The 12,467-nt window shown below is 44.9% G+C and carries 11 protein-coding genes; 4 read left to right on the top strand and 7 right to left on the bottom strand.

Going from position 1 to position 12,467, the window contains the following annotated elements; all coding sequences use genetic code 11:
* Positions 1-96 precede the first annotated feature (96 nt).
* The 3 genes from AC3WQ3_RS10110 (at position 97) to nikR (ending at position 2,624) form a co-directional block, all read left to right on the top strand.
* On the top strand, positions 97-999 hold the full coding sequence (locus AC3WQ3_RS10110) for a hypothetical protein (RefSeq protein ID WP_492472168.1): 903 nt from the start codon (positions 97-99) through the stop codon (positions 997-999).
* A 76-nt stretch (positions 1,000-1,075) separates the two neighbouring features.
* Positions 1,076-2,092: an alpha/beta hydrolase gene (locus AC3WQ3_RS10105; protein WP_492472167.1), complete on the top strand. Its 1,017-nt coding sequence runs from the start codon at positions 1,076-1,078 to the stop codon at positions 2,090-2,092.
* Between the two features lie 52 nt (positions 2,093-2,144).
* Positions 2,145-2,624, top strand: a complete 480-nt coding sequence (gene nikR, locus AC3WQ3_RS10100) for a nickel-responsive transcriptional regulator NikR (protein ID WP_492472166.1) — start codon at positions 2,145-2,147, stop codon at positions 2,622-2,624.
* A 131-nt stretch (positions 2,625-2,755) separates the two neighbouring features.
* On the opposite strand, the gene AC3WQ3_RS10095 is transcribed toward nikR, so the two are convergent.
* Both AC3WQ3_RS10095 and AC3WQ3_RS10090 read right to left on the bottom strand, forming a co-directional pair.
* Positions 2,756-4,705 carry an ATP-binding protein gene (locus tag AC3WQ3_RS10095; protein WP_492472165.1) on the bottom strand — a complete coding sequence of 650 codons (1,950 nt, stop codon included), beginning with the start codon at positions 4,703-4,705 and terminating at the stop codon, positions 2,756-2,758.
* A gap of 1 nt (position 4,706) precedes the next feature.
* Positions 4,707-5,420, bottom strand: a complete 714-nt coding sequence (locus AC3WQ3_RS10090) for a response regulator transcription factor (protein WP_492472164.1) — start codon at positions 5,418-5,420, stop codon at positions 4,707-4,709.
* A 203-nt stretch (positions 5,421-5,623) separates the two neighbouring features.
* Here AC3WQ3_RS10090 and AC3WQ3_RS10085 point away from each other — a divergent pair, with 203 nt between their 5' ends.
* The gene (locus tag AC3WQ3_RS10085) at positions 5,624-6,994 is read left to right on the top strand and encodes an ABC transporter substrate-binding protein (RefSeq protein WP_492472163.1); all 1,371 of its coding nucleotides are present in this window, start codon (positions 5,624-5,626) and stop codon (positions 6,992-6,994) included.
* Between the two features lie 214 nt (positions 6,995-7,208).
* Here the strand turns inward: AC3WQ3_RS10085 and AC3WQ3_RS10080 are convergent, their stop codons facing one another.
* The 5 genes from AC3WQ3_RS10080 to AC3WQ3_RS10060 form a co-directional block, all read right to left on the bottom strand.
* Positions 7,209-7,565, bottom strand: a complete 357-nt coding sequence (locus AC3WQ3_RS10080; RefSeq protein ID WP_127538564.1) for a YxeA family protein — start codon at positions 7,563-7,565, stop codon at positions 7,209-7,211.
* Between the two features lie 26 nt (positions 7,566-7,591).
* Positions 7,592-9,523 carry an FtsX-like permease family protein gene (locus AC3WQ3_RS10075; RefSeq protein WP_492472162.1) on the bottom strand — a complete coding sequence of 644 codons (1,932 nt, stop codon included), beginning with the start codon at positions 9,521-9,523 and terminating at the stop codon, positions 7,592-7,594.
* The gene (locus AC3WQ3_RS10070; RefSeq protein WP_154892764.1) at positions 9,510-10,295 is read right to left on the bottom strand and encodes an ATP-binding cassette domain-containing protein; all 786 of its coding nucleotides are present in this window, start codon (positions 10,293-10,295) and stop codon (positions 9,510-9,512) included. The genes AC3WQ3_RS10075 and AC3WQ3_RS10070 overlap by 14 nt, the downstream gene beginning before the upstream one ends.
* A gap of 139 nt (positions 10,296-10,434) precedes the next feature.
* Positions 10,435-11,478 (bottom strand): sensor histidine kinase, encoded by a 1,044-nt coding sequence (locus AC3WQ3_RS10065; RefSeq protein ID WP_492472161.1) that lies wholly within the window; start codon positions 11,476-11,478, stop codon positions 10,435-10,437.
* Positions 11,479-11,493: 15 nt separating this feature from the next.
* Entirely contained in the window at positions 11,494-12,177 is a 684-nt protein-coding gene (locus tag AC3WQ3_RS10060) for a response regulator transcription factor (protein WP_336781247.1), read from the bottom strand.
* Positions 12,178-12,467: the final 290 nt, after the last annotated feature.

The raw sequence follows: 12,467 nt of genomic DNA, 5'->3' as shown, positions 1-12,467 counted from the left end.
TTTTGTGTTTGTTTCGGCCGCTTCACCTTGGCTCAACTGAAGAACGAAGAAGCTGCAAAGTTGCATTACATTCGAGTAAACGAGGAGGAAGGTTCAATGAACACGGTGGAAGAACACCACAGCATGGATTGCGTTATGGGCTCAGACAGTGTTAGAGGCAGGACTAGGGAAGGGTTTATCGCTCGGTTTTGCATCGCACTGCTTCTGGTAGCCAGCATGGGTTCCATGCATCTTTTTACGTCGGCTGCCGAGGCGGCTGGCCCGGATCTTGGCGTAACTGCTCAGAAATCATGGGAAGCTCTGCTTAAGAAGGCGGATGCCCAGACGAAAGCTTCTCTTCAGCAAACGTATCAAAAAGTGGGCACATGGACGACGCAGGAGCAGAGCTGGGAGCAGAAAACCAAAACCCTTCATACAGCGAATACGGCAGAATTAGCCAGACTTCGTCAGGAAATACGAAAAACGGATGAGGCGAAACTGGCTGTACTGGCCGATACCCTGAAGCGTACCCAAACCCGCTATGAGCCGATGTTTACATTGTACACGGCGGTCAACAAGCAGCTTGCTGCAGCCAGAGCCGCCAAGAACAAGGAGTGGACTGCCGCGCTCCGTGCTCAGGCAGACACGCTAAAACCTGCTGTACAGCTGGCGAAGGCAGACATTCGCATCAAGAAACAGCAGCTGGCCGATGCCCGCAAACGCAAAAGTACAGAGGATAAGCGTCTGCGCACCATGCTTGCGGCTGCAGACCCGTTCAAGAAACAGATTCAAACCGCCAAAAAACAGGCAAGCCTGTCCAAAGAGCGATATACGAACGCATTGAAATTGTTCAAACAGAATATTAAAGATGGCCAGCCTTCACGTGTATTAAGTTCATTGAATCAGCTCTCTTCAGCTGCGGAGAAGTGGGCTGGCTCCAAACAAAATATCCATACATTGGAGCAAAAAGTTGCGGATACCTACCTGAAAGTGAAAAAAGAACTGGCCAAGAAGACGTAATAAATGGAAACCCTGCCAGTACCCCAGGCGTACACCACTTTAGATGCAGACAGACGAATGAACAGAGGTGACCCTGTTGCAGTTAAAGTTAAACACCAAAGGTACGGCAAGGCCGTGGTACAGACACAAGCCGTATTGGATTCCGGGCGTGATCGTAATGGTAACTATACTTACTCTTTATATCGGCGCACAGATTACACCCAAAATTCCTATTTTCTTTTTGAAAACACTAATCAAGCTTGCTCCATCTGATTCAGATGTCGTTATGGCTGAAGGGGTAAGCCATCTAAAGGATGTCGCCTATATTGATGGGGGACGCAGCAACAGTACGATGGATATCTACTATCCGTCAGCAGCGACTGAATTGCTGCCTGTTGTCTTGTGGGTGCATGGGGGCGGTTGGGTCTTGGGTGACAAAAAAGACATAGCCGACTATGCGATGCAGCTGGCTGAGCGAGGGTTCGTGGTCGTCAGTATGAACTATGCACTTGCACCAGATGCCACATATCCGACGCCTGTGTTCCAAACCAATCAGGCACTGACTTATATTCAGGATCATGCCACCGAATTTAAGGGAGATCCCCAAAATATTTTTCTCGCAGGCAATTCCGCGGGTGCTCAGATTGCCAGTCAGACTGCAGCAGTGGTAACCAATCAGGCCCTTGCTCAGCTCATGAACATACAACCCTCGATTCAACCGGAAGAGCTGCGAGGTGTCCTTCTATACTGTGGCCCTTATAATATGAGTACCGTTGGTGAAAGCGGGTTTCCTCTCATCCGGACATTCCTCTGGTCTTATACGGGGATCAAGGCTTTTGAGGAATTTCCCCGTCTGGATGAGATGTCGACCGTACTGCAGGTTACGCCGAATTATCCGCCTTCATTTATTACTTCAGGCAATCATGACCCGTTAACCGGGCAATCAGTTGAACTGGCACAGACGTTGAAGCGACTGGATGTTGAAACGGAAACGCTGTTTTTTACTGCCTCTACAGAAAAGCTGGGACATGACTATCAATTTCAGCTTCAGACCGATGGCGGGAAAAGGGCGCTGGAGGAGGTTGTCCGATTTTTGCAGAAGCATCGTCGATGAAGCAGCCGGACTATGGTACACTCAGGTGTAAACGATGTGCAGGAGGCTATGAATGGCTGATAAAGAAGATTTGACCCGATTCGGCGTGGCATTCCCTACTCCGCTGATTGAACAGTTTGATGAATATATCGAAGAGTGGGGCTATAAGAACCGGTCCGAGGCGTTTCGTGATCTGGTTCGCAAAACTTTACTGGAGCCTTCCCGTCTACGGTCCGAGCAGGATGTGGCAGGAACGATTGTCATGGTCTATGACCACCATATCAGCGATCTGCCTGTCCGTTTAATGGAACTCCAGCATCATGCACATCATGACATTATCTCCAACATGCACGTTCATCTGAACCACGACCAATGCCTGGAGGTTATCGCCGTAAGGGGGAACCTCGGACGCTTGCGACATCTGCATCAACAGATTCAGGTGCAAAAAGGAGTGCTCTATGCCGAGCTTTCTGTTACATATGTGGATGAGCTGAACGAACTCGCAAGCCGTCATACCCATGATCACCATCACGGCGAACATCATCATGAATGAGATCAGGGACTAAGCTAATGGAAGACGCTTTTCAATAGAATCAAAAAAACAGCCGATAGAAGTGATCGGCTGTTTTTGTTTAATTAACTGGTAGTATAATTTGAAGTTTGGGGTTTCAATAAATGGGTCTGCTACAATGCTGTTGAATTGGATAAGGGCTCGCTTTGGCCGTTCGCTTTTCGTTTATAATTTTTCTCCACAGGGATTTGGAAGCTCCAGTCTCCGGTGAGCAGATCCTGCTGAGCCTGGTCATCGGACAGGACTAACTGGTTTACATTGACACTCAACAGGAAATGGTCTGGAGGTGGCGAAGCTTCAATAAAATAATATCTGATGGTCCCGTTTCTGGCTAACGTTACACCGGAATCCGTGGCGATGCCGGGAACTGCTTTTATCGTTGAAACATCCAGAGTGAAATTAGGCTTGACCGATTGTTTCACCCACTGCGACTCTGATATCTGGTTAGTATGTTTCATGGAGTACTGGATGCTAAGGCTCTGACCGTCGAAAAAGTAATTATGAATGAGAAGTGTATAGCCTTTGTCTGTTTTACCGGTTATTAAAGCCATCTCGTTATTTCCGCTTATTGACGTCATCGCTGAATCGCCAGCTTGAGAGAAGATGGAAGGCAGCTTTAGCACGAGAGCGGAGGTGAATGAATTGTTAACGCTGAATAGTATCACCGCACATACGAGTAATACCATCATCGGTAACGCAGCAGTCCTGAAGTGTAAAATACGTCGCTGCTGCGTAAATAATTTTTGTTTCGGAGTCTGACCTTGTTTAGGGTGCACAGTCGGGATCCGCTCGATTTCATGTTCATCATGAACTTCTTCTAATGCTGTTGCATGTGTCCGATTGGGGCCGTAAACCGAGAACCGCATCTCGAATAGGGTGGCCTTTCTGCTGCTGCGCGCGGTGATGGATCCTCCGTGAACCTCGATAATACTTTTCGTGATGGCCAGACCAAGACCCGTGCCCCCGGTCTGCTTTGACCTGGAGTGCTCTACCCGATAAAAACGGTCGAAAATATAAGGCAAATCCCTTTCCGGAATGGGGGGACCATAATTTTGGATACGCACAATCAGCACATCTTCATCCTGTTCGATATCAATATCGATATATTTTCCTGTTTGCCCATACTGGATGGCATTAGCGATTATATTCTCGAACGCCCGTACCAACAATCCTCCGTCCGCTTGGGTCTTGAATTCGCCTTCTTGTATATTCAGTCTGATTTCCATACCTGCTTTCTCCGTGATCGGCACGAATTCCTCGGCAAGCTGACCGATTAACCCGGCGATATCAAGCTCTCCGAGCTCCAGAGGCATGCCGTTGTTAATACGCGTATATTCGAACAGTTCGTCGATTAATCGCCGAAGTGACAAAGATTTCTCATAGGCAATGTTAACAAAATAACGCATCTCCACTTCATCTTGATACCGATCCTTTTCGATCACTTCGAGGAAACCGAGAATCGAGGTGAGTGGAGTACGCAGATCATGGGAGACACCGGTAATCAAATCGTTTTTAGTCTTTTCTGCCTTCCGTTCCTCCGCTATAGAATGCTTCAATTGCATACTCATCTGGTTAATGCTGCGCGCGACCTCGCCCAATTTATTACCGGCAATTTCCGGAATTTGATGGTCGAACTGGCCGCTCGCAATTTCCTCCAAACCACATGTGATCTCCGCCAAGTAATGATCCCATTCGGTGCTCAAATGATTCATACTCTCAGCGATCACGCTTAGTTCATCCTTGCTACTGATCGTTACCACATTTCCGAAACGACCTGCCGATATTTCCTGCAACCCTGCATTGATCGCGCGCAAATCTCGAACCAAACGTAGGCTGGCAAGGAAAAAAGTGACGGGAAACAGAATTATACCGGTTATGATCATCACGCGAATGGATCCGGCTTGCTCGATGAACCAATTGATCGGGACAGCCGCGTAATCCATTTTTTGCAGTGCACCTGCCATGACATACCCCAAAAAAATAGCTGCACCTGTTAAAGCCAGGCTTGCAACCATGATCAGCATTAATCTCCAACGAATCGTATATAGCCACTGTGGTTGCATATTACTCACCCCTTGCTTTTTCATCACTTTCTATTTTGTATCCAATTCCCCATACGGTTTTGATGATTCGCGGTTCGCGTGGGTTAGATTCTATCTTCTCACGGAGCTTTCGGATATGTACCATAACGCTATTTTTTGACTCCATAAAGGGCTCGTTCCAGACCTCTTCATAGATACGATCCATACTAAGCACCGTCCCTCTATTAACTGCCAACATATGAAGGAGTGCGAACTGGCGGGGAGTTAACTTAATTTCCTGCTGATCGACCTTTACCGTATGGGACGCAATATTAATGGTAACATTTTCGATGTGTATTTCGTTCGCGTTAGCCGCAATGGCGTTGAACTGGTTCATCCTTCGAAGCTGTGACTTGATACGTGCGATCAGCTCGAGTGGGTTGAATGGTTTGGTTACGTAATCGTCAGCGCCGATGCTGAGACCTGATATTTTATCGATATCTTGGCCTTTAGCCGATAGCATGATGATGGGTATAGGATTCGTTTCTCGTATTTTTATACATACTTGCAACCCGTCCATCTCGGGCATCATGAGATCAAGTACAATTAAATCGATTTGTTGCGAATTCAGGATCTTCAGTGCCTCCACGCCATTCGACGCTTGCAGGAGCTTGTAGCCTTCGTTATTGAAATAGATACTCATTAATTGGATGATTTCCGCTTCGTCATCCACCATCAAAATCGTACTTTCCGCCATAGGTCCTCCTTGATTCTGTATCTACCTTACATTGGAAGGCAGCAAGATAATTATAAGCGATTTTTTTTATGCATTGAGTAACGTCAGTATTAATTAAGGAAATGATAAGAAGTACAGTAGTTCGATGATAAGCTTTCACCTCTATACTTAGTTCAACACAAGCGAATAATCGTTTGAACAAAAATGGAGTGGAGGTTTTATTTTTGAAGCACAATTTTTTACAGAAGGCCATGCTTGTTAGTCTTAGTGTTATGTTAATCGGTATTTCAGCGGGCCTTAGTACAGGTAAACAAGCTTCTGCAAATTCAGACAATGAGGCAGATACGAAACGTACTTTAAAAGTGTTGTACTGGAACGAAGACGACTTCAACCAGACGTATGGAAATTTGTTTAGTCAGAAGTACCCTAATACAGACATCGAAGTGGTTGCACCTGCAGGTATGGAAGCGATTAAGGATTATGATGGGGCTATCCAAAAGTACTCACCGGATCTTGTTATGCTGCCCCCATACCATTACAAACAACTGTCTACAGATAAGAAGCTGGTCGATTTAGAACCGTTAATTAAGCGAGATAAGTATGACACGACAACGATATACCCTGGCTTGCTTGATGAACTGAAGAAACAAGGCGGTGGCCAACTTTACGGGTTAAGCCCAAAAGCAGATTCGTACGCTCTTCTGTATAATGCTGATTTATTTAAAAAGTACAATGTTAAAGTACCAAGTGATGGAATGACATGGAAAGAGATATTGAATCTTGCTCAAAAATTCCCTACTAAAGGGGATAAGAACTCCCGTATCTGGGGCTTAAGCTCCTTTGGATCCAGCAACTTGGTTATGGATATCGCCAGAACAGAAGGGTTAACGTATATGAATCCGAATACTCTAAAGGCTAGCGCGAATACCGCTGCGTGGAAAAATGCTTATCATCTGGCGAGCGAGGCAACAAAGTCCGGAGTGCTTGACGAAAGGGTCAGTCTGTCGGGCAAAAGTTACTTGGAAAGCAGCTCGTTTATTATGGGACGATCAGCTATGATCGTAGCACCGATTAGTCAATTGCAGTCCTTAGAGGCAGCAAAAAGTGGTGTGAAGAATTATAAACCTTTTAAGCTCGGTATTGCTGCCGGTCCTGCGGCTTCTAAGAATCAAGAGTCAACAGGGAATGTTTCCATTAATGAGATATTTGCGATTCCAGCGGGAGCAGCTCATGTCGATGCCGCTTGGGATTTTATTAAATACTTCAATGGAGATGACTATGTTGCCGAATACTATAAACCCAAGAGTTCTAATAATAGTATCGGTGCTCCTCTATCTCGCATGACGAAGGAGTACTCCGGTTACAAGTTGGATGCTTTCTATAAATTAAGACCTAATCTGGATTCAGCGATAACAAGCTATGCCCTCATGGAAAAGTCACCCAATTTTGAATTAAAATTTCGTTCGATTCTATTAAAAGAACTGACACAGGTAGTAAACGGGAAGAAATCACTAGCCAAAGCAACCGCTGCTATTCAATCAGGTACTCAAGCTGCTGCTGATAAACTGAAAAAAGCTCAGACGGCAAAGAAGTAAAATAGTAAGGCCTGCCTTTCTTATGAAGGGTGGGTCGTATTTTTTTGTGCGCAAGGGCACAATTTAACCTGATCTCGCAACCATGCTGCTTAAGAATAGAGTGGAACATCCAAAATACCTATCTGCCAGTCGCCAGCTCATTTCACAATCGAAAAAAGAGCAACTCAAAAGCAGCATCACTTGCTGTCTTTGGAGTTGCTGTTCAGGCATGTGCTCAATGGGAGCGTAACTGGTTCAAAACGTTCCCGGGAATCATTTTCTCCTCTATTAAACTCCACTCTTTGGTATAGGCTCCCTTGGCAAGCACCTTGACATAGCCTTCCGGTTTCTGTTCTTTGCTTGAGGAGAAAGTGATCTTTTTCTTTTCTCCCTTGCCTGTGTACCCTGTCAGATTATATCTGTAGCGAATCCATTCATTTTTACCTTCCTTCTTGGCTGGTTCATTGATTACTGCGTATACATATTGTTCCTCGTAGAATGGATTGAACTGATCAAAATCCCGTTTGAATGTTAAATACAAGGCTGAGCAAACAATCATTGCGGTCAGAATAAAAATAACGGTTTTTTTCATGCTACATTACCTCCCCGTAGTCGTTGTTATAACATAGCGTTCTGGACGATTTTTTTGTAATACCCAAGCGTGAAGAAAGCGAACAGGAAGTAGATGGAGGCATAAGCTCCCATCGAAATCATCGCAGGGATGGTATCATCCGAAAGAGTTATGAAGTAACTTGCCTTGACTGCATAGACTGAATGCAGTATCCCAATGAACAGCGGTAGCAAAAACACCAGCATTTGCTTTCGCAAGATGCCTTTCATGATCATCTTTTCATCAAAACCAAGCTGACGCAAAGTTCTAAAGCTCTGTTTTTCCTGCTCGGCTTCGCTCATCTGTTTAAAGTAGAGAATACTGCCGGTTGAAGCAAGAAAGGCAAGTCCCAGAAAGGCAGCTATAAAAATTAATAATCCGGATTGCTGGAGCAAACTTGTGTAGCGGGAATAAAAGTCTGCCGAATAATATTCGTCCGTATTATATTTCTGATAGAGAGAGGAAGCCAGTGCAAGTTCCTTATTGTCCGGGACTAGAAATGTATCTATCTCAACCCGTTCAAAGCCGTCCATATTGGACATTCTTCTCTCGATCTCTTCCAGGGTGGCTTCAGATACTAACATTTGTCTGCCTGATATTCCGGCGTTCACGATATTCTCCAGCAATATTTCATTCAAGGGATAACTTTTGGTCTGTGTTTCTGAGCGGAGTTCAATCATAGTTGGATAACGTTTGGTGAGATCAATGTCATCATATGCGCTCAGAGCAGAAGCATTATATTCTATTACCTCGCCATAGTCAGGTATAGAGACATCTCTGCCGGATTTTTGCAACTGTTCTGCCGACAGCCATAATAGCATGCCTTCTCTAAAACCGGATTCAGTTAACGGATCCAGAACAACACCGTTAGTCCGGAACGTATTGATGGTATAGTGGTTGTAGTTAATCCCTTTGCTCTCCAGCTCGGCTGTAAATGCATCTGAATCCCGCGGGTTATTCTCAATTGCGAAATCATATGGATAATCATTGCGGGTGGTTTGCTCAACAGAGTAGTAGATAGAATACGCCATGGTAACAAGTGTAAGGGTTAAAGCCGACAGCACAGTTATTAATGTAAGCGAGTTGGCATTGGCCTTCATGCGGTGCATAAGCGGAGCAAGCGATAGACTGTTGTACAAGCCCAGATGTCCTTTTTTACGTTTGCGGAACCAGTAGAGACACCATCTGATCGTCACCCTAAATAAGATATAGGTTCCTATTATGGTAGATGCCATTACCAGCATTGCATTAAACACTAATTGTTCATCTACCATATGGCCCGATAACTGATACCCGTAGCCAATCAATATAACACCAAGTACAGCGATTATAGCCGTAAAAATAGAGGGCCGCTTGCTGATAAGATCAGGCTGTTTATCTGCCTGGAATAAGCCGAGCAGGGTTCTGCGATTGATCATTACTATCATCTGAATAGAAGTAATAACGATGACGAGAATAAACACTACGGCTGTTTCTAACGCTGCCAGTACAGAGAAGTCTATCGAAGGCAGACCGTTCAAGTTGAGCAGATTCATTAAGATCAGGACAAACAGACGGGATACGAGTGCTCCGCAGATAATCCCTGTTATCAAAGCACCCAAACCCAGCAGGATATTCTCAAGGAGCAAATAACGGATAATCCAACCTTTGGAAAGCCCTATGAGCTGATATAATCCAAATTCCCGGCTGCGTCTTCGTAAGAATATGCTGTTAGAAGAAACAGCGAAGACCCCTATGATTACCATAAGCAGGACCGCTGCAGACTGGAAGGCTGTAGTGAAGTTCACACTTGAATCCAGCATATTCTGTACCTGCTGATCATACTTGAGAGATGCAAAGATGAAGAACAGGCTCATGCTGAAAATGAGTGCGAAGAAATACAGATAGTAATGCTTCACATTTTGCCGCATACTTCGGAATGCCAGATCAAATACCGTCAATATTATCGCCCCCTAGTACAGCCTGCACATCAATGATTTCCTTGAAAAACGACTGTCTGGATTTCTCCCCCCGGTACAGTTCGGAATAAATCTTCCCGTCTTTTAGAAAGACCACGCGGTTACAATAGCTGGACGCCACCGGATCGTGTGTGACCATGATAATGGTGACCTCTCTGGTTCGGTTCACCTCATCCATTACGGACAACAGCGATGATGCGGATTTCGAATCTAGGGCCCCCGTCGGTTCGTCTGCAAAGATGATAGATGGCTGATGGATCAAAGCCCGTCCGGCTGCAGTGCGCTGTTTTTGCCCTCCTGATATCTCGAATGGGTATTTCTCCGACAATTCCCGAATGCCCAGTACGTCTGCAATCGCTGCAAATTCTCTCTCCGCCTGCTTCTTGCTTAGCTTGCTAAGTGATACCGGCAGAAGGATATTTTCCTTTACCGTCAACGTATCAAGAAGATTGTAATCCTGGAAGATGAAGCCAAGCTTGTTACGGCGGAACGCGGAAAGGGCAGCGTTTGTCATGGCGGATATATCTTCATTATCAATGAATATTGTACCGTCAGTCGTTCGATCAATTGTCGCAAGTACATTTAGCAGAGTGGTTTTACCGGAACCAGAGGGACCCATGATACCGACGAACTCTTTACGCAGTACGCGTAAATCAATGCCTCTCAAAACATGTTGGGTACTGCCCCTCGAGCCATACGCTTTTTGAACATTGCGGGCGTGCAAGACTGTATCTTGTTCATTTTTTTCATTCATGATGAACCTCCCATATGTGTTTATAGGTTAAGTTTACGTGCAAATATCCTTGGTGTCGCACGCTTTGGGTGACGAGTTGAAGCGGAAGGTGACGAATTCGTCAGGTTAACAAAAAAACAACCAAGTTTACCTTGGCTGTTCATAACGGGATATGGTCCACTTGTCCTCTTCTAACGGTCTCAAATGCATTAGAATCTGTAAAAGTCAACCGCATTGTTGTACCTTGCGACTGGCTGGAGTGGACTTGAAGTGTAATTCCTATCTTGGCTGCAACAGTTTGGGCAAGATAGAGGCCGAGTCCAGTAGCGGCATTATGAATCCTTCCATTCCCGCCGGTAAAACCTTTATCAAATATACGCGGCAAGTCATGCGGCTGAATACCCGGGCCCTCATCAATGATGTCCAGATAGACATTCTCTTGTTCCGTAACCGCTGTTCTGAACGTTATTGACGTACCGGAAGGACTATATTTGATGGCGTTGGTCAGGATCTGTCTGATGATGAAGCGGCACCATTTGCGGTCTGTAACAACAGCGGCATCATTGCCTTCCATGTTGACTGCCAGATTTTTCTCCATACACCAGGGAGCCAACTCCTGGATTTCTTCTATAGCGAGACGGTGTACAGACAGCCGTTCAAGGACGTAGTCCGATTCCAGCGCAGGAAGGCGTGTCATGTACAGCTGCCGTTCAACAAGCAGATGAATCCGCAGCCACTCTGTTTCAATTTTACTTATATCCGGGTTACTATGCGCGTCCATAATTAGCTTCATAGCGGTAAGAGGAGTCTTGATTTCATGAATCCAGGAGGCGGTAAAATCATTCTCAATCAGTTGGGCTTCTTTCACTTGAGAAAGCAGTTTTTTGAAATGGGATGAGGCCTCTCTTAATACGTTGTCCGTTATCTGATCTAATTCATTATCAGGTTGAGGGAGACTCTCAAACCAGTTAGTTTGCATGTCGTTCTGTAGTTTAGCAACTGCTTCCAGATACCTGGTTTCTTTCCTGTACCGCCAAATGAAAAATACAACAAACACAATAATATAAAGCGCATTTAAATATATGAAAGAGGTGGGTGTAACACTTACTCCCTGATCGAAAATGATAAGCAGATCAGTCACACCAAGCAAGCTGATGAACAGCAGAATCCAACTTTTTTTTGAACTAACGTAACGTACGAACATATCATGTATTTCCTCCTATAAAGTCACTGCCATATAACCCATCCCTTTCTTTGTCACAATAGCGTCTGAAAGTCCAAGCGGGTCTAACTTCTGTCGCAAACGGGTGATATTGGTTGTAAGTGTATTATCATTTACAAACTGTTCATCCTCCCATAGCTTACGAATCAGATCATGACGTGAAATGACGGAATTGTTGGACTTCACCAGCGAAATCAGCAAAAATAATTCGTTTTTGGTCAAATCTGCTTCCGCGGCTGATTTTCGGATAATCCCTCGCTTTAAATCAATTAAGGCACCGTTCCATTCGAGTGTATCCGCCTGGGTTTCCCCATAAGCGTACGTCCGTCGAAGAACCGCTTGAATCTTGGCATACAGTACATTCGTATGAAAAGGCTTCTGGATAAAATCATCCGCACCCATATTAAGCGCCATTACCATATCTAACGGGTGATCGCGGGAGGATAAGAAAATGATGGGTACTTCGGATACAGAACGAATTTCCCTACACCAATGAAAACCGTCAAATTTAGGCAGCGTGATATCCATAATTACCAGATGAGGCTCTTGATCAAGAAACGAACGCATGACCTCATTAAAATCATCCGGTTTCGTAACCCGAAACGCCCATGCTTCCAGTCCTGTTTTTAGCGCTTCGAATAATGCCTGATCATCTTCAACTATAAATATATTAAATTCCATAGAGTGAACGTTCTCCCTTTTGTAATGTATATAGTTCATACTACTACATTATATGGATGGAGTGGAGTAAGCAGCGTTTGTTGGTGCATGGGGGGCATAACTAATCGTTTGCCTTGGTGGAAGCCGAAGAAAAAGGCATTAGCTCGATATAACCAACAAGGGCAACCGGTCAAGAGGATCATTAGTTCTTATTCAACTAACGGAATCGTTTTAGATTCGACGAGGTTACATTTTTGAGATTGAAAAGTACATATGCTATCATTTACATTACTTTTATTGCTAGATTAACA

The organism is Paenibacillus sp. FW104-T2 (assembly GCF_058789975.1).
This window is presented reverse-complemented; position numbering and strand designations above follow the sequence as displayed.

Bases quoted from the DNA above. Each gene is read 5' to 3' on its own strand.
- AC3WQ3_RS10110 (WP_492472168.1), top strand. From the start codon at position 97: ATGAACACGGTGGAAGAACACCACAGCATGGATTGCGTTATGGGCTCA.
- nikR (WP_492472166.1), top strand. From the start codon at position 2,145: ATGGCTGATAAAGAAGATTTGACCCGATTCGGCGTGGCATTCCCTACT.
- AC3WQ3_RS10095 (WP_492472165.1), bottom strand. From the start codon at position 4,705: ATGCAACCACAGTGGCTATATACGATTCGTTGGAGATTAATGCTGATC.
- AC3WQ3_RS10090 (WP_492472164.1), bottom strand. From the start codon at position 5,420: ATGGCGGAAAGTACGATTTTGATGGTGGATGACGAAGCGGAAATCATC.
- AC3WQ3_RS10080 (WP_127538564.1), bottom strand. From the start codon at position 7,565: ATGAAAAAAACCGTTATTTTTATTCTGACCGCAATGATTGTTTGCTCA.
- AC3WQ3_RS10070 (WP_154892764.1), bottom strand. From the start codon at position 10,295: ATGAATGAAAAAAATGAACAAGATACAGTCTTGCACGCCCGCAATGTT.
- AC3WQ3_RS10065 (WP_492472161.1), bottom strand. From the start codon at position 11,478: ATGTTCGTACGTTACGTTAGTTCAAAAAAAAGTTGGATTCTGCTGTTC.
- AC3WQ3_RS10060 (WP_336781247.1), bottom strand. From the start codon at position 12,177: ATGGAATTTAATATATTTATAGTTGAAGATGATCAGGCATTATTCGAA.